16 protein-coding genes and 1 pseudogene are annotated in these 21172 nt (G+C 66.1%); 6 read left to right on the top strand and 11 right to left on the bottom strand.

Annotated elements, in window-relative coordinates; all coding sequences use genetic code 11:
• Nucleotides 1–313: 313 nt before the first annotated feature.
• A pseudogene (locus tag AC4PWQ_RS03965) lies at nt 314–1027 on the top strand (DUF3418 domain-containing protein); the annotation flags it as partial.
• Between the two features lie 299 nt (nt 1028–1326).
• On the opposite strand, the gene AC4PWQ_RS03960 reads toward AC4PWQ_RS03965, so the two are convergent.
• Nucleotides 1327–2856: an ATP-binding protein gene (locus tag AC4PWQ_RS03960; protein ID WP_492089817.1), complete on the bottom strand. Its 1530-nt coding sequence runs from the start codon at nt 2854–2856 to the stop codon at nt 1327–1329.
• A gap of 176 nt (nt 2857–3032) precedes the next feature.
• Nucleotides 3033–4643, bottom strand: a complete 1611-nt coding sequence (locus AC4PWQ_RS03955; protein ID WP_492089816.1) for a Na+/H+ antiporter NhaC family protein — start codon at nt 4641–4643, stop codon at nt 3033–3035.
• A gap of 163 nt (nt 4644–4806) precedes the next feature.
• On the opposite strand from AC4PWQ_RS03955, the gene AC4PWQ_RS03950 reads away from it, so the two are divergent.
• The gene (locus tag AC4PWQ_RS03950) at nt 4807–5262 is read left to right on the top strand and encodes a SprT-like domain-containing protein (protein WP_371152953.1); all 456 of its coding nucleotides are present in this window, start codon (nt 4807–4809) and stop codon (nt 5260–5262) included.
• Nucleotides 5263–5272: 10 nt separating this feature from the next.
• On the opposite strand, the gene AC4PWQ_RS03945 is transcribed toward AC4PWQ_RS03950, so the two are convergent.
• The 5 genes from AC4PWQ_RS03945 to AC4PWQ_RS03925 form a co-directional block, all read right to left on the bottom strand.
• Nucleotides 5273–5839, bottom strand: a complete 567-nt coding sequence (locus tag AC4PWQ_RS03945; protein ID WP_371152954.1) for a low molecular weight protein-tyrosine-phosphatase — start codon at nt 5837–5839, stop codon at nt 5273–5275.
• A 95-nt stretch (nt 5840–5934) separates the two neighbouring features.
• Nucleotides 5935–8136 (bottom strand): cell wall-binding repeat-containing protein, encoded by a 2202-nt coding sequence (locus AC4PWQ_RS03940; protein ID WP_492089815.1) that lies wholly within the window; start codon nt 8134–8136, stop codon nt 5935–5937.
• Nucleotides 8137–8140: 4 nt separating this feature from the next.
• Nucleotides 8141–9115 (bottom strand): class 1b ribonucleoside-diphosphate reductase subunit beta, encoded by a 975-nt coding sequence (gene nrdF, locus AC4PWQ_RS03935; RefSeq protein WP_371152956.1) that lies wholly within the window; start codon nt 9113–9115, stop codon nt 8141–8143.
• Nucleotides 9116–9278: 163 nt separating this feature from the next.
• Complete coding sequence (locus AC4PWQ_RS03930; protein WP_492089814.1) at nt 9279–10058, bottom strand: TetR/AcrR family transcriptional regulator; 780 nt, start codon at nt 10056–10058, stop codon at nt 9279–9281.
• Between the two features lie 104 nt (nt 10059–10162).
• Entirely contained in the window at nt 10163–11647 is a 1485-nt protein-coding gene (locus tag AC4PWQ_RS03925; protein WP_492089813.1) for an amidohydrolase, read from the bottom strand.
• Between the two features lie 203 nt (nt 11648–11850).
• Here AC4PWQ_RS03925 and AC4PWQ_RS03920 point away from each other — a divergent pair, with 203 nt between their 5' ends.
• Genes AC4PWQ_RS03920 through AC4PWQ_RS03910 form a run of 3 tightly spaced genes read left to right on the top strand, consistent with a single transcriptional unit; the run spans nt 11851 to nt 13598 of the window.
• Entirely contained in the window at nt 11851–12174 is a 324-nt protein-coding gene (locus AC4PWQ_RS03920) for a helix-turn-helix domain-containing protein (RefSeq protein ID WP_371152959.1), read from the top strand.
• Nucleotides 12171–12968 carry an ImmA/IrrE family metallo-endopeptidase gene (locus AC4PWQ_RS03915; protein WP_492089812.1) on the top strand — a complete coding sequence of 266 codons (798 nt, stop codon included), beginning with the start codon at nt 12171–12173 and terminating at the stop codon, nt 12966–12968. Before AC4PWQ_RS03920 ends, AC4PWQ_RS03915 begins: the two co-directional genes overlap by 4 nt.
• Before the next feature lie 3 nt (nt 12969–12971).
• A complete protein-coding gene (locus tag AC4PWQ_RS03910) occupies nt 12972–13598 on the top strand; it encodes a PIN domain-containing protein (RefSeq protein ID WP_492089811.1) in 627 nt (208 codons plus the stop codon).
• 50 nt (nt 13599–13648) lie between these two features.
• Here AC4PWQ_RS03910 and AC4PWQ_RS03905 read toward each other — a convergent pair whose 3' ends face one another.
• Both AC4PWQ_RS03905 and AC4PWQ_RS03900 read right to left on the bottom strand, forming a co-directional pair.
• A complete protein-coding gene (locus tag AC4PWQ_RS03905; RefSeq protein WP_492089810.1) occupies nt 13649–15721 on the bottom strand; it encodes an ABC transporter ATP-binding protein in 2073 nt (690 codons plus the stop codon).
• Nucleotides 15718–17451: an ABC transporter ATP-binding protein gene (locus AC4PWQ_RS03900; protein ID WP_492089809.1), complete on the bottom strand. Its 1734-nt coding sequence runs from the start codon at nt 17449–17451 to the stop codon at nt 15718–15720. Before AC4PWQ_RS03900 ends, AC4PWQ_RS03905 begins: the two co-directional genes overlap by 4 nt.
• A gap of 536 nt (nt 17452–17987) precedes the next feature.
• Here AC4PWQ_RS03900 and AC4PWQ_RS03895 point away from each other — a divergent pair.
• Entirely contained in the window at nt 17988–18464 is a 477-nt protein-coding gene (locus tag AC4PWQ_RS03895) for a hypothetical protein (protein WP_371173691.1), read from the top strand.
• A 157-nt stretch (nt 18465–18621) separates the two neighbouring features.
• On the opposite strand, the gene nrdE is transcribed toward AC4PWQ_RS03895, so the two are convergent.
• Together nrdE and nrdI are read right to left on the bottom strand one after the other, a co-directional pair.
• Nucleotides 18622–20769: a class 1b ribonucleoside-diphosphate reductase subunit alpha gene (nrdE, locus tag AC4PWQ_RS03890; protein WP_492089808.1), complete on the bottom strand. Its 2148-nt coding sequence runs from the start codon at nt 20767–20769 to the stop codon at nt 18622–18624.
• Nucleotides 20754–21164, bottom strand: coding sequence for a class Ib ribonucleoside-diphosphate reductase assembly flavoprotein NrdI (nrdI, locus tag AC4PWQ_RS03885; RefSeq protein WP_371152966.1), 411 nt, complete (start codon nt 21162–21164; stop codon nt 20754–20756). The genes nrdE and nrdI overlap by 16 nt, the downstream gene beginning before the upstream one ends.
• Between the last annotated feature and the right edge of the window lie 8 nt (nt 21165–21172).

The raw sequence follows: 21172 nt of genomic DNA, 5'->3' as shown, positions 1-21172 counted from the left end.
TGTAATTATTTGCTCGACTCATCATTCTGTTTATGAACCGATATTCGCCGCGCCTCCACACGTGACAACGAGTCTCTTGGGACCCATAGAATTCCCCAGTTCTTCGTGCGCCGCTTCACAGCGACCTGAAGGACTTCCCCGCCCAGCCGCTGCCCGACCACGTCGAGGTCAGCGCCGCCAGCGGAATCGTGCGCGCCTACCCGGCGCTGCGTTGCGCCCGAGCCTGCGCAGCCCCGCGCCGACCTGAAGCTGCTGCCCACCGCCGCCGGCGCCGCCCGGGCCCGCCTGCTCGGCGTGCGCGCGCTGCTGCTGCAAAAGGTGGCGCTCGGCCGAGGCGCGCGTGACCTCCCGCTGGACCGGGGCCGAGGCCCTGGCGCTAGCCGCCAGCCCCTACCCCAGTACCTCCGCTCTCGTGGCAGACGCGCAATGGGCCGCCGCCGGGCTAGTGCTGGCCGAGTGGGGCCGCGCCAGCGGGCAGTCGCAGGCCGTGCGCCACCCCACCCAGTTCGTGGCGCTGTTGGCCTACGCCCGCCAGCACTTCGAGGACGCCGTCTACCGCGTGCTGCGCTGGTGCGCCGCCGCACTGACCGAGGCGCGCACCCTGGACAAGGCCCTCTCCAAGGGCACCACGCTGGCCCTGGTGGGGGTGGCGGCGCAGGTGCGCGCGCACCTGGAGCACCTGCTGCCGGCCGGCTTCCTGGGCTCGACCCCCGTGGCGGTGCTGCAGCACCTGGCGCGCTACGTCAAGGCGCTGACGCGCCGCTTCGAGCGGGCCGGGGTGGACGCGGGCGCCGACCAAGCCGCCGCCCGCGTGTTGGAGACACTGGAGCGCGAGCTGGCGGTCGCCTTCGAGGCCGCGCGCGGGGCGGGCAGCGCCGGGCAGGAGGCGCTGGGGCGCCTGGAGTCCGTTGGCTGGCTCCTAGAGGAGCTGCGGGTGAGCCTGTTCGCCCAGGCTCTCGGCACGCCGGTGAAGGTGAGTGAGAAGCGGGTACGGACAGCTCTGCAGGAGGCCGCCAAGCTGCGCTGACCGGCTGCGCCCGCGTCACTCAACCCTCACTGAGGTTCACTGAGGCCTCAGTCAATAGAGTGATGAGCCATTTTGCTTCACTGAGGGACCTCATTTCTTCAGTGAGGGCCTCACTTTCTTCACTGAGTGCCTCACTTCATTCAGTGACGCCTCAGTGAGATGCACTGAGGCCCGCCGAGCCCCGCCCGCCCCGAGCGCACAAAAGTACGCTCGGGGTACATGCGACCGGCCGGGGCCACGGCACCAGGCGGTCGCATGTACCCCGCTGCAGCATTTGCACCGGCGCCGGCAATCAGCCCCTAGCTAGCGCCCTGGTGAGAATCGCGCACAGCCCTGCCCTTTTCCGTGAGCACGTAGGCCCGCAACCGAGAGGTTGCAGGGGCGGTGGCCTCGATCAAGCCCTGGTCCACCATCTCGCGCAGATGCGGGCGCAGCGAGGTTACGTTTACGCCTAGTGCTGCCGCCAGCTCGCGGGCAGAGATCGGCACCGACTGCTCCAACCGGTCCAGCGCGTCCAGCCAGACGCCCTTCACCTCTTGCGCGTCGACCGTCCGGCTCTCCTGCCTGAATATGGTCAGAAGAACGGCTGCGTCGCGCTCCACGAATGTGGGCCTGCGCAATCCGGCACTCTCCAACGCCTGCAGGATGCGCGGCACCCCACTGCCCTGGACTTCCGCAATCGACCCCTGCCCGCCAGGCACGGGAACCCCGCGCAACAGCCTGCTCAGCGTCTGATTCCGCTCGGCTTTCCGGCCTTCGAAGATGTTCGAGGGAGTGATGCCGCCCCACAGGCTGCCGGGGTTGAAAACCTCGATGCGGTCCGGGTACACGTCCACCGACACGGGCGTCCCGGTGCTGTGCTCGGAGTAGTCCCTGTGCATGACCGCGTTGGTGACGGCCTCACGCAGCACCTCCACGGGGATCTCCGGCACATCCAGGCCCTCCACCCCCTTCACCTCTCGCCGCACCTTCAGGTTGAGCATGATTCGCTTCAACGCGTCGTCGATCATGAGCGGAATGGGACCGTCGCACACCTGGCGGTCCAGGAAACGGGTCTGCGCATCCTCGCTCTTCCGGATTCCGGGATGCACGGTCACGTCGATCACGAGCTGCGGGAATTCCTGCTGCGGGTACTGCCCGAAGGTAAGGTAACCGGCCACGGTCACCTTCCCGTCGCGATCCATCACGCCCATCCGACGCAGCACCTGCTCCTCAGTGTCCGCACCGGTCAGCATCCGCGATCCGCTCGCTTCGATGCGCTCGATCGCCTGCCCAATCCAACCCCGGTCCAGGTCTGCCAGGGTCACCGCTTCAATCGCCTTGGCGTCGTACCTCTGCTCGATCCACTTGCTCGATATCGCGAAGATCTCGTTGCGGGTGAGCAGACGATCCTGGTCGCCCACTCTCTTGAACGAGCCGTTCTCCTTGCCCTTGCTCATCACGTAACAGGGGCCGGGGCTCTCGCTGGTCTCGTAGTTGACCGGGAAGACTTCGACAACCACCAGTCTTTCGCCCTCGAACGGGAAGATGTCCGCACGCACGCGCGGGATGGGGCTCACCTTCTGCCCGGCCCCTTCCCCAAGACCGTCAAGAAGTGACTGTTGCCGCTTGCTCGCCTCGAACTCCTTCACCGGCGTAAAACCAGCATGCTCGTCCAATCCCAGAATGAGCGTGCCACCCGAGGTGTTTGCGAACGCCGAAACGGTTTCCCACACCGAACTACCCAGGCCCTTCTCGGCTGCTTTCACCTCCACGCCTTGGGTTTCTGCCCCAAGCAGACGCAACCGCGCAATCGTCGCCGCAAGTTCCTGGTCCCGGGTGATGCTCATGACGCGAGCATATCTTCACTGAGCACGTCACTCAATAGAGTGACGGGCCGTTTTGCTTCACTGAAGAGGCCTGTTTCTTCAGTGAGAGCGCCACTTTCTTCACTGAGCGCCTCACTTCATTCAGTGACGCCTCAGTGAGATGCACTGGGGCCCACCGAGCCACGATCCAGCCGCACTCAGGCGTCGACGCGCTTTTCCAGCTCCTCCTGCGAGATGGATGGCCACTTGACGCGGGCAAAGAAAGCGAAGGCCACCACAGCTCCCAGCATGACCGCGAACCCGATCCAGGCGCTCGTGGTGAGAGCAAAGGTCACGTATCCCAGCAGGGAGGCTGCCGCTGCCACAGCGGCGTAGGGCAACTGAGTGTTGACGTGGGTAGTGAGATTGCAGCTGGCTCCCGTGGAGCTGAGGATCGTGGTGTCGGAGATCGGGGAGCAGTGGTCACCAAACACGGCTCCTGCCAGGACCGCCCCGAAGGCAGCGACCAGGACCTCCTCACCGCCGGGCACGGCAGTGAGCATCTGCCCGGCCAGGGGCAGCAGGATCCCAAAGGAGCCCCAAGAGGTGCCGGTGGCAAATGCCATCCCCGCAGCGAACAGGAAGAGTACTGGCACTAGCCAGACTGCGGGCACCGAGGCCGCCGATACCAGGGAGCCCAGGTACTCGCCGGTACCGAGGGCGGAGATGAGGGAACCCAGTGTCCAGGCCAGCAGCAGGATGTAAATGGCCGGGAGCATGGAACCGGCGCCGCTGGCCACTCCCTTGCCGAGCACTTTGAAGCCGAAGTCGGGGCTGCGCAGCGTATAGCGCAGGTAGTAGTAGAAAGCGGCCACTAGGCCAACGCCACCGCCGATGATGAGGGACATGGAGACGTCGGTGTTGGCCAGGATGTCCAGCACGGCCCAGGAGCCGCCGGAGCGCTGCCCCGTCCACACCATCGCGCCGAGCACCCCGAATACGAGCGCGAAGAATGGCACGATCAGGGCGCGGCGAGCGCCGGGCTCGTAGCGGGGCAGGTCGTCCGTGAGCTGGCCTGGCACGGCTACGGCGGGATCGAAGGTGGCCTTTTCCACGATGGCGCGGCGTTCTTCAGCGCGCATGGGGCCAAAGTCGATGTCCCAAGCGATGACGAACCAGATGAGGATGATCGCGCCGATGGCGTAGTAGTTCATCCCGGCCGCCCGGATGAAGGCCCCGGCCCCGGAGAGGGCGAGTCCGGAGGCGGCGACGATGGGGGCCATGGTGCCGATGATGGAGGCGCCCCAGGAGGAGAAGGGGGCGAGCACAGCCACGGGCGCGGAGGTGGAGTCGATCAGGTAGGCGAGCTTGGCCCGGGAGACGTGGCGACGGTCGGTGATGGGGCGCCCCACCTGCCCCACGGCGAGGGCGTTGAAGTAGTCGTCGATGAAGATGACCACGCCGAGCGCGGCGGCCAGGAATTGGGCGCCGCTGCGGGTCTTGATTCGCTTCATGGCCCACTCGGCGAAGGCGGCGGTGCCGCCGGCCATCATGACCAGTGAGGTGATGACGCCCAGGATGAGCAGGAAGGCAAGGATGAAGATGTAGTAGAGGTTCGCCTCGCCCGCCTCGAAGTCCCAGAAGATGCCGGCGAACGCGGTCCAGAGCAGCTTGCCGGCCTCGAGGGGGTTGCCGCCGGCGTGCAGCAGCGCGGCGGTGACCACGCCGAGTCCCAGGGAGGGCAGCACCTTTTTGGTCCAGATGACCAGGATGATCGCCAGCAGTGGCGGCAGGATCGACAGGGCTGGGTAGGACTCGACGATGGTCATCTTCGCCTCTCCTTTGGGCATGTCTTTGGGAGGGATTAGGCAAAGAGTAGGTCGGCGTCCAGGATTTGATAAGGTCCGCTCACTATTTGTACAGGGCCGTCCGGGGTGCGCCGTCGCCCGGGCCACCACCTGCCACAATGGGCGCCGACACTCGGGAGGGCGAATGGATCTGGCGGCGGTGGAGCGCATGGCGCGCACGCTCATGGACCAGCACGGGCTGACCAACTGGACCTTCAAGTTCGACCGCGCCCGCAAGCGCGCCGGCGCCTGCTCCTCCACGCGCCGCACTATTTCCCTCTCCCGCGCCCTGATGGAGCTATTTGGGCACGACGCCGTCCGCGAGACCATATTGCACGAGATCGCCCACGCCCTGGTTGGGGACCGGCACGGGCACGACTCGGTGTGGCGCGCCAAGGCCCAACAGATCGGGGCAAGCGGTGCCACCAGGCTGCCCGCTCACCTTCCCTCGGTGCCGGGCCAGTGGGTGGGCAGGTGCCCCAACGGGCACGAGGTGCACCGCCATCGGCGCCCCTCCCCCCGCCCGGTCTCTTGCGCGCGCTGCAACCCACGCCCGGACAAGCGCTTCCAGATCGTCTGGGAGGAGCGGCCCGCCCGCTGAGAAGCGGACCCTAGAGCCGGCGCAGGTGCCCCAGCAGGGCAGGAACGGCGGCCTCGATGGTGGCTAGGGTTTCCACAAAGTCGCTGTGGGAGCCGTACCAAGGGTCGGGCACGTCCAGCTCACCGCGCTCGCGCGCCTTTTCTAGGGCATCGACCCCCTGCGGCGCGCCGGGCTCGAATTCGCGGAACATGCGCAGCTCGCGCACGCGCTCGCCCCGAGCGCGTGCGGCAGCGGCTTCTTGTGCGCCCAGCAATTCGATACCGGCTGCGGCAGCACGGGAGCGCAGCACCCGGTAGTGTTGCGCGGTCATGGCAAGCACCAGGTCTTGGGCGGCCAGCTCCGCGTCGGCAACCCGGTGGGCTGTGGCCCTGGGCCCGGAGGGCAGGCCGTTCTCCGCGAGGACCCGCACGGCGCGGCGGTCCATGGGCCGCCCGTGCTCCTCATCGGAGACCCCGGCGCTGGTGACCTGGGCTTCCACCCCGGCCTGCTGGGCGCGCAGACCCACCACCACCTCCGCCATGGCGGAGCGGCAGATGTTGCCGGTGCACACCATCAAGACTCGCGGGGACTGGTTCATGGCTGCCTCCCAGGGTTGGACCGATCTGGCACGAAAACGGGCAGTGCCCGGCGCGTACGCGCCGGGCACCACCGTATCCGAAAACCCCGCCAGCTCTACTTCGCGTAGTGGGCGGCCCAGTTCAGGGTCTCCTGGCTGACGGCGTTGACCCCACCGACGGCGGTGACGCTCTTGGGCTTGTGCCGCTGGAGGAAGTCGCGGGTAGCGCCGGCCAGTACCTTGGGGTAGGTCAGCAGGATCGGCCCGCGCGAGTAGGAGCCGGCCACCACCGCGTCCACCAGGGAGCCGCTGTTGACCAGGTAGGCGCTGTCCTTGGGCAGGTTCAGCTGGGTGAGCGCGTGCTCGGCGATCGTGGTGGCCGTGGTGAACCGGGAGTCGCCCGCCAGGCGGGCGGTGGTCCGCCCACCGGCTACGCCGGCCAGCAGGGAGGTGGGCACGGCGCTCTCGCCGCCCAGGGCCACCACCTTGGAGGGGGCCAGGCGCGCCACCTCCTCCTTCACGCGCTCCAGGTCCGCCCCGGCGCCGGTGACCAGCAGGATGGGCCCGTCGGTCAGCACGGCACCGGCCACGGCGTCCGGGGAGCCCTCGCCACTGGGGCCGACGCCGTCGGCCAGGTAGACGGTCTGGGCGCGGCCCGGGTAGCGCAGCTTGGACAGGGCGATCGAGGTACCCACGCGGCTGTCACCGGCGGCGCGCCCCACGGGCTTGCGGGTGGCGCCGTGCATGGCGCCCTCGAAGAACACGCTCATGGAGCTCTCGCCGCCCACCAGCACCACCTTTTGCACGCCCAGGCGCTTGATCTCGTTGACCAGGGCCACGCTGGGGGCGGTGGCCTTGGCGGGGACCAGCAGCAGCGGCCCGTCGGTCATGGAGCCGGCCACCAGGGCGTCGGCCACCAGGTCGCCGCGCGCCACGTAGGCCACCTGGGCGACCCCGGACTGGGGGTAGGCGTCCTGGGAGACCGCGATGGCAGTGGAGAAGCGGTCGCTGCCCCCGGCCCGGCGGGAGGGGACGTCGAACCCGGGCGGGGCGGCGTTCGCGCCGACCTCCTGGCGCGGGTCACCGAACCACTCGTCGTAGATGTAGACGAAGTTGCGGTTGCCGTAGGTGGAGCAGCGGTCGCCCGTCTGCCAGGCGCCCACGCGCAGCGCTGCGGCGTTGGGCACGTAGGGGGTGTAGTTGTACAGGCCGGCGGTCGCGGCGCTGCGCGGGGTGACCGTGGTGGAGCCGCAGGACTTATCGAGTGCCTGGTAGTCGATGCTGCTGGTCTTGCCCTTGGCGTAGTTGAAGCCGCCCGGGTTGAGCCGGTAGCGCTGGAACTGCTGGGCGGCCAGGTAGAGCTGGTTGGCCAGGCCCTTGGCCCACTCGAAGCAGGGCTGGCCGTCGGGGCAGCCGAATCCCATGGCGGACTCGTAACGCCAGCCCTCCGGGGGCTTGCTGGCGGTGATCATGCCCTGTTCCTTCTCCAGCGTGGTCATCAGGGCGCGCGCGGAGACGTTACAGGCCAGCGAGGTGTAGTAGATGATGGAGGCGATGTCCTGGTCCTTGACGCCCTTGTAGGCCACGGGGCAGGCGCGGGAGGCCTTCTCATCCACCGTGGTGATCCGGTAGTCCTTCAGGCAGGTGCCCCACGGGGAGGACTTGCAGTTCTTGCCCTTTTCGTTGAGGAACGCCCGGATCTCCGCGATGCTCATGTCTCCGCCCCGGAAGAAGAGCGAGTCGGTGATGAGCAGGTTCTTGTCGAAGCTGAACATGGGCTTGTAGCCGAAGGTGGAGAAGGGCTGCATCGGCCCTGGTCGCACCGCCCGCAGACCGTCGTTGCCCTCCTGGCCGCTGGCCGGGTAGGGGTTGTTGGCGGCACTGGGCAGCGGCCTGGCGGAGGCCGCCGGCGTGGCGCTGGGATCGGCCGTGGTGTCCGACGCTCCGCCCGCCTCCTGCGTGCCCACGCCGCCCGGCGTGGCGGCCTGGTTCTCCTGGCCGTCGGCGGCCGGGGTGGCCGCCTGGTTCTCCTGGCTGTCGGCGCCCGGCCCCGGCTGACCGGCCTGGTCACCCGGGGCACCCGAATCGCCAGCACCGCCGGTAGCGCCCGGCTCGGGCTGGCCGGCCTGCGTCCCGGCGTCCTTAGTGCCCTGCCCGGCGGCAGCGTCGGCCACCACGGACTGCGAGGGGGCGGGCGCGGGGGCGGAGGCGTCGGCAACCGCCACGGGGGCGGCGAGGGGAATGAGTAGGGAAAGGGCCGCGCCGGAGAGCACGGCGAGTTTTGCAGCGCCAAGGACACTGCGGCGCGTTGAAGTCATGTAGTTAGAACTCCCAGTCTTCGTCCTGAGTGGCCTCCGCCTTGCCGATCACGTAGGAGGAGCCGGAGCCGCTGAAGAAGTCGTGGTTCTCGTCGGCGTTCGGGGAAAGCGCGGCCAGGATGGCGGGGTTGACGTCCACACTGTCCTTCGGGAACAGGGCCTCGTAGCCCAGGTTCATCAGCGCCTTGTTGGCGTTGTAGCGCAGGAACTTCTTCACGTCCTCGGTCAGGCCCAGCGGGTCGTAGAGGTCCTCCGTGTACTGCTCCTCGTTCTCGTAGAGCTCCATGAGCAGCTCGAAGGTGTAGTCCTTCAGCTCCTGCTGACGCTGGGCGGAGGCCTCGCGGACGGCCAGCTGGTACTTGTAGCCGATGTAGTAGCCGTGTACGGCCTCGTCGCGGATGATCAGGCGGATCAGGTCTGCGGTGTTGGTGAGCTTGGCGTGGGCGGACCAGTACATGGGGGCGTAGAAGCCGGAGTAGAACAGGAAGGACTCCAGCATGGTGGAGGCCACCTTGCGCTTCTCCGGGTCGTCGCCGCGGTAGTAGCTGAGGATGATCTCTGCCTTGCGCTGCAGGTTGGGGTTCTCTTCGCTCCAGCGGAAGGCGTCGTCGATCTCCTTGGTGGAGATGAGGGTGGAGAAGATGGAGGAGTAGGAGCGGGCGTGCACGGACTCCATGAAGGCAATGTTGGTGAGGACCGCTTCTTCGTGGGGGGTGCGGGCGTCAGGGATCAGGGAGATCGCGCCGACGGTTCCCTGCACGGTGTCCAGCAGGGTTAGGCCGGTGAACACGCGGGTGGTCATCTCCTGTTCCTGCGGGGTCAGGGTGTGCCAGGACTGGATGTCGTTGGAGAGCGGCACCTTTTCAGGCAGCCAGAAGTTGCCCGTCAGGCGGTCCCAGACCTCTAGGTCCTTTTCGTCCTGGAGCCGGTTCCAGTTGATGGCGTGAACAGCCTCGACCAGCTTGATCTTCTCTCCCACTTGCCTCTTCCTTTCGGCTCTCGCCTTACGTGTTGACCGGGGCGGGTTAGCGCTTGTGCCGCTTGGGGCCCGAACGTTCGACACTACCGGTGCGCACCGTCCATTGTGCAAGCCTGAGCCTATACGTGAGCTTTAAGGATTTCACGTGCTGGGCGGCTTTTTGCTAGGTGCTTTTCGCCATCCCCGCCAGTAGCGCGGACAGGAGGGGAACGCCTCTTTGCAAGACTTGCGTGGCCAGGCACGACGCTCCTCCCGCCCCGTCCACCTCGGCGCCGCCCTCCTGCGGGCCGGCCATCAGCTGGCCGCTGAGGTGATCCACTAAGGCGAGGATCACGTGCGCCTGCTCGAGGAGTGAAACCAGCGGGGTCAGCCCGTTCTCCCGTTCGACCAGCCCCAGCGCCTCCCCCAGCAGCTGGGCGTAGTCAGCCGCCAGCTCCGAGATGGCGGCGCTACTAGCCGGGAAGCGCGCGGCGTGGAGCGCCAGCTCCGCGCTCAGGAAATAGCTTTCTGGGCTACTTGGCACCAGGCGCAAGATCGCCTCCGCCGTCGCGGCGAAGGGGGCCCGTGCGCATCCGGCGCCGCCTGCTGGCGGCTCGAGGGACCAGGACAGCCCCTGCTCCAACTGGTCCAGCAGGTCAAGGTGATGCTCCTGCGCGATGGCCACTAGGAAGTCAGCCATGTCAGAGAAGTTGGAGTAGAAGGCGCCACGGGTGAAGCCGGCTGCCCGCGCTATCTCTCCCACGCTGGCTGCACCCAGCCCCCGCGTGCGGGCCAGGGAGCGGCCAGCGCGGAGCAGTTGCTCGCGGGTCTGGGCGCGACGGGGGGAGGCCGGGCAGCACTCAAGGCGCCGGATTAGCAACAGGTCGCGCTGGGCCGCGATGGCCCCGGTCAAACTGGTAAGGCCCCGACTGGCCGCGCCCCGCACCTGCCCTTGTGCCTTCACGTCCCTCACTCTACTTTTGCCTCTCCCGGTTGCTGGAGTGTCCTACCGTTTCCCCCAGCTCGCCGGCCACCAGTCGCTGGCTCTCCTCGAACGTGCGGGCTGGGTCAGGCGAACAGCTGCGAGGTGGTCAGCACCCCGCCGGCGGCCTCGAACTCCGCGCGAGCCTGCGCAAGCAAGGCCGAATCGTGCAGCAGGTCCAGCACTACCGCCGCCAGGCCGTAGGCACCGTCCACGCAGGCGGCATCTCCGCTTTGCGAGCCAGCGGCCTGCGCCATGGCCCGCGTGTGGAGCGCCACCTCCTCCCCGGCCACCTTAATGAGCGGGTGAATGGCGGGAACCAGGTGGGAGACGTTGCCGAAATCGGTGGAGGCGGCCAGCGTCTCCGGCACCACCCCGCGCGGCAGCGGGTGGCGGCCCGTCATCTCCTGGGCGCGCACCCAGGATTGGGTCATGGCTGCGTTGGTGCGCACGGGCATAACCGGCAGGTAGGGATCCCACTCCACCTCCACGCCGCAGCCGGTCATGAGGGCGGCGCCGGCGGCAACGTCGTCCACACGACTACACAGGTCCTTCAGCGTGGAGGCCGCCGCCGAGCGCACGTAGAGCTTGAGCTGAGCCCGCTCGGGAATGATGCTGGCGCGCCGCCCGCCCTCAACGATCACGGCATGCAGGCGGTCCCCGGGGGCCATGTGCTGGCGCAGCATACCGATCCCCTGGTAGGCCAGGGCGGCGGCATCTAGGGCGTTGCGGGCCATGTGCGGCTGGGAGGAGGCGTGAGCGGAGACGCCCGTATAGGTGATGGTCAGGCGACGGCAGCCCAGCCAAAGCTGGTCGGCTAGGTCGTAGCCGTAGGCATGTGTCATGACGGCGGCGTCCAGGGAGTCGAACACGCCGGCGCGAATCAGCACCTCCTTGCCGGTGCCGCCTTCCTCCGCCGGGGTGCCCAAAAGTACGACGTTGCCCGGCACCGCCCCCTCACCGTGCTGCCTGCGCAGGGCGGCCAGAGCTAGGAAGGCCCCAACTGCGGTGGCGGCCATGACGTTGTGACCGCAGGCGTGGCCAATTTCAGGCAGGGCGTCGTACTCGCAGGCGATGGCGATGGTGGGGGCGTGCGGCGCGGCCAGCGGCTCGGGGTGCGGCTCGGGGTTTGGATCAGGGTGCGGCTGAGGGGCTGGCGCGCCTGGTGCTACGCCCGGTGTGCCTGCTGCCGCGCCCGGTGTGCCTAACGCTGGGCCCGGTTTGAAGTCCAGGCGGGCGCGCAGGGCGGTGGGCAGGCCGCCCACACCAACTTCCACCGGAGCGGTAGCGGCGGTTGCGGCCAGGTCGGCCACGGCCGCGGCCGCCTGGTGCTCGGCGTAGCCCAGCTCGGGATTGGCGTGCAGGAAGTGGGACAGGTCCACCAGCTGGGGGCCGAGCGCGCGGGCGGCGGCCAGCAAGGAGTCGTGCAGGTGTGCGGGCGCTCCACGCTCGGCCGGCAGACTCAAAGCGAGTTCGCCAGCGCGGGCCGCGATCCCATCGGCCACGATCTGGGCGTAGGCAGTCGAGGGGGCGGTGGGGGTGGCCAGCCGGGAGGCGTCAACGCGGTTCACGGCTCCATTGTCTCCTCCCGACCCTGCCGAGTGTCCACCGCCCGCTCGCCGCCCGCTGTCCACGGCTCTAGGGGTTCGAGCCGCAAAACGCCCTCCGAACTGGCCCTATGCGCACCGAAATCCTCCTCACATTCCGCGGACTTCCGAGCCTGACCAGGCTAGACTGAATCATGTCCGCACACGTGATTCAGGGGAGGAATGCTATGGAAGGCTTCGTGCATGTCATTGAAAGCGCTCGCACTGCCGCTAACATTTCTCAGCGCGCCCTGGCGAGAAAAACTGGGATCTCGCAGCCCACCTTGAGTCGCATCCTGAGCGGAGAACGCGTGCCCAAAATGCCAGAGCTGATCTTAATCGCTGACGCCATTGGCTGCAGCACCTCCCAACTCACTGGCAACGGGATCAGCGCGCGAGTTGAATGCGCAGCGCGCGCCAACGAAGGCACCTATCCACACGAAATGAAGCAACGACTGCTTCACATGCTGGAGATTGATGCCCTACTCGACTTACTAGGCGCAACTGAATGATGAGCGACATCGAAAGCGAAGCCAAAACGAAGGCTGAACACTTCCGCACTGAGCACGGCCTGGGCGTGCAGCCTCTCACGAACCTGGCCGTACTCATCGAAAAGACCACTGGGATCGGTGTTGCGGTGATCGCCACAGCCGATGGCTCACACGGGCTAAAGATGCGCGACCCACTCCGCGACAGAACCCTTATCGCCGTAGCCAAGACACCGCACTACATGCGCCAGCGCAGCACCTTGGCCCACGAGCTGGGCCATGCACTATTTGGTGACAGCATAGAGATACTCGGTGAGCGCAGCAGCAAAGAACGGCGGGCAGACTCGTTTGCACGCCATCTTCTCATCCCTGCAGGCGGATTACATGCCTTGCTTAGGAAAGGAGAAGAACTCACTCTGCAACACCTTTCTGAAGTGGTCCAGCACTTCCTCGTCTCTCCACAGATGGCGTGCATCGCCCTGCAAAAAAACGGTTTCATCAACCAGGAGACAGTGGAGAGCTGGTGGGCATTGACAACCGAGAAGTTGGCTAACAGATTCGGCTGGGCAGACCAGTACAAGGCGCTGCAAGCAGAATCCGACCAAACCCGTGTGCCACAAAACCTGTTAAAACGAGCAATCGACGCCTATTCCAAAGGACTTGTTTCTGCGCAGATTATTGCCACCTTGCGCGGAGTTGATCTAGAGACAGCGCTGGCAGACCTCTCCGAGATAGACCCTAACGGCACCTTTGGAGAGGAACAAATCAAATTCTCTGAACTACCTGATGTGGACATCGATCTGAGCGAACTGGACTAAGTCGTGACCAACCGCAAAGATCGCATCCTGATTGACGCTGGTCCAAGTCTGAACTTTTTTGCGTGCAACCAGGAACGCTTGCTCTTGAAGACGGTTGGCGCACTTGCGATGCCGGAAACCGTGCGTGACGAGATCGTGAACAAAGCTAGGCAGACAAGATTCGCGCCAGCTAAACGGACACTAGATCGATTGCCCGAAAGTTTATTGCAGATCCTCTGTGACGACGCCACGCCCGAAATGACTAACGCCGTGTTCGCACTTCAAAGCACAACACTTCAGGAGCGATCGGGTCGGCGCAAGGACCTTGGCGAATTGATGGTTATTTCCCACGGATTCATTCGCGCGAAACAGGGAATGGATGTCACCTTGATGATTGACGATCAACAAGGACAACGACTGGCCATGAGAGCAGCGAATATTATCTGCCAACTCAAGGCCAATAATCCAGCAGTGGGCTCTTTGGGCTTGACTGGTACAATTCAAGTGCTTGAAAAGGCCGCACGACGCAAAATAATATCGAGCAAGAACGAAATGCGCGCTCTTTATGAACGGATGAGGTTGCTCGATGATGGACTGGTTCACATCGACCAAACCGGCCTTTTACGTAGCGAGATTTGGGATCGGCAGTAGTCCGTTCGAAGCCCGGTGAGCCTGGTCGTCTTGCACCGAGCGGCCTGGAATCAGGAGGCGGTTGGCGGAACGTCGTCCACCAATGCCCCCTCAAACTGGGCGGCGTGCAGACGCGCGTAGGCCCCACCGGCCTCCAGTAGCTGCTTGTGCGTGCCCTGCTCCACGATGCGGCCGTGCTCCATCACCAGAATCAGGTCGGCGTCACGGATCGTGGACAGGCGGTGGGCGATCACGAAGGAGGTGCGCCCCTGCCGCAAGGCCGCCATCGCCTTTTGCACCAGCAGCTCGGTGCGGGTGTCCACGGAAGAGGTGGCCTCGTCCAGGATCAGCAGATCGGGGCGGGCCGCGAACGCACGCGCGATGGTGATGAGCTGGCGCTCACCGGCGCTGACGTTGGCGGCGTCTTCCTCCAGCAGCGTGTCGTAGCCCTCGGGCAAGGTGTGCACAAAGCGGTCCACGTAGGCGGCCTTCGCTGCCTCAATCACCTCCGCGTCAGTGGCGTCGTGACGGCCGTAGCGGATGTTCTCCATGATCGTGCCCTGGAACAGCCACGGATCCTGCAGCACCATGCCGGTGCGGCCGCGCACGTCAGATCGCCGCAGGGCGGCGATGTTTTGGCCGTTGAGCAGGATCTGCCCGCCGTCCAGCTCGTAGAAACGCTGCACCAGATTGATGAGCGTGGTCTTGCCCGCGCCGGTGGGACCAACGATCGCCACCGTCTGGCCCGGCTTGACCGTGAAGGAGAGGTCGCGGATCAGCTCGGTGTCCGGGGAGTAGCTGAAGTCCACGGCCCGGAACTCGATGGTGCCATCGCCGTCGGTGGGGGCGGGAGCGTCAGGGGCGTCCGGCGCCTCCTCCTGCGCATCCAGGAACTCGAAAATCCGCTCCGCGCTGGCCACGCCGGACTGCACGGACACGGCCATGCCGCCCAGCTGCGCCAGGGGCTGGCGGTACATCTGGGAGTACTGGATGAAGGCCTGCACGTCTCCCAGGCGCAGGGAGCCGTTGCTCACCATGAGCGCGCCCAGCACGGCGATGGCCACATAGGAGACGGAGGAGATGAACTGCATCGCCGGCATCATCATGCCGCTGAGGAACTGGGCCTTGAAAGCGGCCCTGAACAGCTCATCGTTCTCTTCAGCGAACTCGGCGCGCATGGCCTGCCCACGCCCAAAGATGTGCACCAGCTCATGCCCGGAGAAGGACTCCTCCACGCGCGTGTTCAAGCGGCCGGTCTTGAGCCACTGCTGCTTGAACGCGGCCTGCGAGCGCGGGCCGATGATCCAGAAGATCACACCCAACAGCGGCAAGGCGATCAGCGCCACCAGGGCCAGCTTCCAAGACAGCACGAACATCATTCCCAGCACGCCCACCACGATCAGAATCTGGGTGATGGCGCCGCTGAGTTGCTGCTGCATGGTCACGGTCAGGTTGTCGATGTCGTTCGTGAGCCGGGAGAGCACCTCGCCTCGCGGCATCTTGTCGAAGTAAGTCAGCGGCAGACGGTGCACCTTGGCCTCCACCTGCTCGCGCAGCTGGTAGATCGAGGCCATGATCGCCCGGTTGAGCAGGTCTGCCTGCCACCACGCCATCACCTCAGCCACCGTGTAGATCGCCAGCACCCCAATCAGCACCCACGCCAAAGCCACGAAGTCGATGCCCATGCCGGGGGTGAGCTCCATGACGGCAACCATGTCCGCCATCCGCTCCTGCCCCTGGGCGCGCATACCCTCCACCAGCTGCTCTTGGGAAAGACCTGCGGGCAGGTGACGGGAGATGAAGCCCTCGAAGATCAAGTTGGTGGCGCGTCCCAGCACCTTGGGGGCCCACACGATCAGGGCCGTAGAGACCACAGACAGGACGACCGAAGCGATCACCTTGCCCTTGTGCGGGGCCAAAATGCCCAGCATGCGCCGGAAGGAGGGGCCAAAGTTGGCCGCCTTGCCGGGGGCCTGCTCCGGGCCCATCGCGCTGGAGGCCTGGCGGCCCTTCTCAATCAGGTCCGCCTCGTCCTCGTGGGCGTTGGCGCGGCCGGCTGCTCGCGCGTTGGCGTGGCCGCCTGCTCGCGCGTTGGCGTGGCCGGTCGCGTGGTCCACTGTTTGCTTGGTTGCGTGCTTTTTCATCGCTCCACCTCCGCACCGAGCTGGGAGGCAACGATCTCTCGATAGACCTCGCTGGTTGCTAGCAGTTCGTCGTGGGTGCCCTCCCCCACCACGCGGCCCTCGTCAAGGACGACGATCTTGTCCGCCTGCGTGATCGTGGAGACGCGCTGCGCCACCACGATCTTCGTGGTGTGAGGCAGCGCCTCCCATAGGGCGGCGCGCAGGCGCGCATCTGTGTTCAGGTCCAGGGCGCTAAAGGAATCGTCGAAGACGAACACGTCCGGCTGGTGCACGATCGCGCGGGCGATGGACAGACGCTGGCGCTGGCCACCGGAGACGTTGGTGCCGCCCTGGGCGATCTTGGCCTCCAGGCCGCCCTCCTTGGCTGCCACGAAGTCGCGGGCCTGGGCTATCTCCAGGGCGTGCCACAGCTCCTCGTCGGTGGCCTGAGGGCGGCCCAGGCGCAGGTTGGAGGCGATGGTGCCCGCAAACAGGTAGGGGCGCTGCGGAATCAGCGAGACGCGCCCCACCAGGTCCGCAGCGGCGGTGTCCCGCACGTCCACGCCGCCCACGCGCACCGCACCGGAGGTGACGTCCACCAGGCGGGGAATCAGGGAGACCAGGGTGGTCTTGCCCGAGCCCGTGGCACCAACGATTGCCAGCGTGGAGCCGGGGGCGGCCGTGAAGGACAGGCCGTGCAGCACGGGCGCCTCCGCACCGGGGTAGCCGAAGGTGACGTCGTCAAACTCCACCTCGCCCGGGCGCGGGTGCTCTGTGGCGGGCGCGGCGGGGGCAACCAGCGTGGAGTTGGTCTCCAGCACCTCCCCGATGCGCTGGGAAGAGACGGCCGCGCGCGGGGCAAGCACGCCCAGGAAGGAGGCCATCACCACGCCCATCAGGATCTGCATGACGTAGCTCATGAAGGCAAACAGGGTGCCGATCTGAGTAGTGCCCCGGTCAATCTCAATACCGCCAAACCAGATCACGCCCACGATCGTGACGTTGAGGATCAGCATGACCAGCGGGAACATCACCACGAACAGGCGGCCGATCAGCTCGCCGTAGTACGTCAGCTCGCGGTTGGCGGTATCGAAGCGGTCCTGCTCCACCTTCTCGCGGGCGAATGCGCGGATCACGCGGATGCCGGTGAGCTGCTCTCGCATCACCCGGTTGATCGCGTCCTGCTTGTCCTGGAACGTGCGGAAGGCCGGGACCATGCGCGCCACGATCAGGCCCATGATGCCCAGCAGGAGCGGCACGGAGATAGCCAGCAACCAGGAGAGCTTGGCGTCCTGCCGCAGCGCCAACACCACGCCACCGATTGCCATGAGCGGGGCGATCAGCAGCATCGTCGAGCCCATCATCAGCAGAGTCTGGACCTGCAACACGTCGTTCGTGGAGCGGGTGATGAGCGAGCCGGGGCCGAACTTGGCGATCTCGCGCGAGGAGAAGGAGCTGATCTTGCCGTACATGTCCGCGCGCAGGTCGCGGCCCACTGCCATCGCCACGTAGGCGCCCAGCAGGGTGGCCAGGATGGAGGCGACGATCTGCCCCAGGCTGACCAGCAGCATGTAGCCGCCGGTGCGCCAGATGAAGTCGGTGTCTCCCGTGGCTACGCCCTTATCGATGATGTCAGCGTTCAACGTGGGCACGTACAGCATGGCGGCCACGGCCACGGCCTGCAGCACCACGACGAGCACAATCTGCCAACTGTATGGGCGCGAGTAGCGCGCCAGGAGTTTCATTAACACCGGGGGCCTTCCCAGAGCTGGGGGCGGCGCCGTGGCTACTGGGTAGAGCGCGGCGCCGCCAATTGCGTGGCTGCGGCCGGTGGGGCCGCAGCCGGGGCCCTGACTGGCCGGGGCGGGCACCCCGGCCAGTCAGAGCAAACACCCCGGTCGGTCAAGGCAAGCACCCCAGCGAGTCAGGGCAGGTGTCCCGGGCGGCAGACGGAGGGACGAGCCGGGATCGGCCAGCCTGCCGTTTCCGCGCACGGGACCTGATTCAGGCTATCGCGTCAGCAAAAGGGGCGCATCGTCAGTGAGGAGGAGAAGGGGACGGACGCGCGCTCCTGCGGGAGGGCGCACGCGGCGGAGAGAAACCCGTATGTTGGCGTTGCCGAGACAAGGCGTGGGCGGCCGGGGACGTCCGCCCTCTGCTGCCCGTATTCTCGGCAGGAAAGGCCCAACGACCGGGGCCGGGCGCGCCGCCACGGAATGCTGCAATAGCGCAGCAACTCAGAGCGGACCGGCCCGACACCCGGCCCAAGACCTGAAGCGAGGTTCCAGTGGAGACTCCCGCGCACCAATACAGCCTGCTCAAGCCGCCCGCGTGGCTAGAACGCCTGAACGGCCGCTCCCTCGCGGTGGGCGCCGTGGCGGCATTCGTGCCGTTCGGGCTGCTGCTGGCTATGGAACGCTTCTTCCCCGCCTACGCTGTCCAGTTCCTGTACACGGGAATGGCGCTCAGCGCCCTGCTCGGCGTATTCCGGGTGGCCTACTTCTGGCGACACCGGAGGCACACCGAGTTCGACAAGGACCTCCAGAACATCATCATCTGCGCCGCCGGCGGCACCTTTACCTACCGGCTCGTCGCGTTGGCCGGAGGCGGCGGGCTGTTGGCCTTCCTAGTGCTGACTTGCTGGCACTACGTGGCTGTGGGGGTGCTGCGCAAGGTCTACGGTGTGCCGCTGGTGACCCCCGGCCCGCTGTCCGGCACCGGCCTGGACGGGGTGGACGACGTCCCGCTGCCCGGGGACGAGTAGGCGGACTGCCCAGGGACGCCTGGCGCGACGACTGGGGTAGGAGAAGCTATGCAGCCGGGCACCGGCCATCGCGGCTGGGTGCAAATGCCCGGGGTGGCACAAACACCTGTGGGGGCCGCCTTTCGGCGGCCCCCACAGTGGCTTTCACCCGGTCAGGTCACAGGACGCAGGAGACGCAGTCCTCCACCTGGGTGCCGCTGAGCGCCATCTGGCGCAGGCGGATGTAGTAGATGGACTTGATGCCCTTGCGCCAGGCGTAGATCTGGGCGCGGTTGATGTCGCGCGTGGTGGCGGTGTCCTTGAAGAACAGCGTCAGGGACAGGCCCTGGTCCACGTGCTGGGTGGCCACCGCGTAGGTGTCGATGACCTTCTCATACCCGATCTCGTAGGCGTCCTGGTAGTACTCCAGGTTCTCGTTCGTCATGAACGGAGCCGGGTAGTAGACGCGCCCCAGCTTGCCTTCCTTGCGGATCTCCACCTTGGAGACGATCGGGTGAATGGAGGAGGTGGAGTTGTTGATGTAGCTAATCGAGCCCGTGGGCGGGATGGCCTGCAGGTAGGCGTTGTAGATACCGTGCTCGCGCACCGAGGCGGCCAGCACCTTCCAGTCCTCGATGGTGGGCAGGGTGTGCCCGGCGAAGAGCTCCTTGACCCGCTGAGTGGTGGGCGCGAACTCGGTGGTCAGGTACTTCTCGAAGAACTCGCCACTGGCGTAGGTGGACTTCTCAAACTCCGCAAAGCGCTCGCCGCGCTCGATGGCCAGCTTGTTCGATGCCTTCAGGGCGTGGAACAGCACGGTGGCGAAGTAGACGTTGGTGAAGTCCAGCGCCTCCTCGCTGCCGTAGAAGATGTGCTCGCGCGCCAGGAAGCCGTGCAGGTTCATCTGGCCCAGGCCGATGGCGTGGGACTCCCGGTTGCCGCGGTCAATGGACGGCACGGACTTGATGGAGGTGAAGTCGCTGACCGCAGTCAGGGCGCGCACTGCGACGTCGACCGTCTTACCCAGGTCCTTGGCGTCCATCGCCATGGCGATGTTCATGGAGCCCAGGTTGCAGGAGATGTCCCTGCCCACGTGGCTGTAAGAGAGGTCCTCGTTCAGCTTGGAGGCGGTGGAGACCTGCAGGATCTCCGAGCACAGGTTGGAGTGGGTGATCTTGCCTTCGATCGGGTTGGCCTTGTTCACCGTGTCCTCGAACATGAGGTACGGGTAGCCGGACTCGAACTGGATCTCAGCCAGGGTCTGGAAGAACTCGCGGGCCTTGATCTTGGACTTGCGGATGCGGCCGTCGTCCACCATCTCGCGGTAGCGCTCGGTCACGTTGATCTCCGCGAACGGCACGCCGTAGACGCGCTCCACGTCGTAGGGGGAGAACAGGTACATGTCCTCGTTGTTGCGGGCCAGCTCGAAGGTGATGTCTGGGACCACCACGCCCAGGGAGAGGGTCTTGATGCGGATCTTCTCATCCGCGTTCTCCCGCTTGGTGTCCAGGAAGCGCATGATGTCCGGGTGGTGGGCGTGCAGGTAGACCGCGCCCGCGCCCTGGCGGGCTCCCAGCTGGTTGGCGTAGGAGAACGAGTCCTCCAGTAGCTTCATCACCGGGATGACGCCGCTGGACTGGTTCTCGATGCGCTTGATGGGGGCGCCGTACTCGCGCAGGTTGCTCAGCAGCAGGGCCACGCCGCCGCCGCGCTTGGATAGCTGTAGGGCCGCGTTCACGCCGCGCGCGATGGACTCCATGTTGTCCTCGATGCGCACCAGGAAGCAGGAGACCAGCTCGCCGCGCTGGGCCTTGCCGCAGTTGAGGAAGGTGGGGGTGGCGGGCTGGAAGCGGCCCTCGATGATCTCGTCAACGAGCTGCTTGGCCAGTTTCTCATCCCCACGCGCCAGGGTGAGGGCCACCATGCACACGCGGTCCTCGAAGCGCTCTAGGTAGCGCTTGCCGTCGAAGGTCTTGAGCGTGTAGCTGGTGTAGTACTTGAAGGCGCCCAGGAAGGTCTGGAAGCGGAACTTGTGGGCGTAGGCCTGCTTGAACAGGGCCTTGATGAAGGCGGGGTCGTACTGGTCCAGCACGTGGCCCTCGTAGTAGCCCTCGTCCACCAGGTACTTGAGCTTTTCTTCCAGGTCGTGGAAGAACACGGTGTTCTGGTTGACGTGCTGCAGGAAGTACTGGCGGGCGGCGGCGCGGTCAGCGTCGAACTGGATCTTGCCGTCCGCGTCGTACAGGTTGAGCATCGCGTTCAGGGCGTGGTAGTCCAGGCCCGGGCCGCTTTCCTCCACCCCGGTGTCCGTCAAAGTTTCTGCCACAGCTTCCTCAACCCTTCCGTGACGGTTTCCACGTCGTCTTGTGTTCCCATTAGTTCGAATCGGTAGAGCAGGGGAACTTCCAGCTTGGCGGCAACGATGTCTCCCGCCAGCCCGTAGGCCTCTCCGAAGTTGATGTTGCCGGAGGTGATGACTCCCCGGCAGAGGTCTCGGTTTTCCTTCACGTTGAGGAACTTGATGACCTGCTTGGGGACGGCACCCTTGATGGACCCGCCCCCGTAGGTGGGCACTACCAACACGTAGGGTTCGTGCACCTCCAGGGGTGCTTCCTTGGGCAGGAGGGGGATACGCGCGCTGCGCACCCCGAGCCGCTCAACGAACCGCTGCGTGTTGTGAGTGGTGGAGGAGAAGTAGACGAGGTACGGCTGCCCTTCCATCGCCCTTC

Source organism: Buchananella sp. 103232, assembly GCF_058725725.1.
Note: the sequence above shows the minus strand (reverse complement) of the source record. Positions and strands in the feature narration are given on the sequence as shown.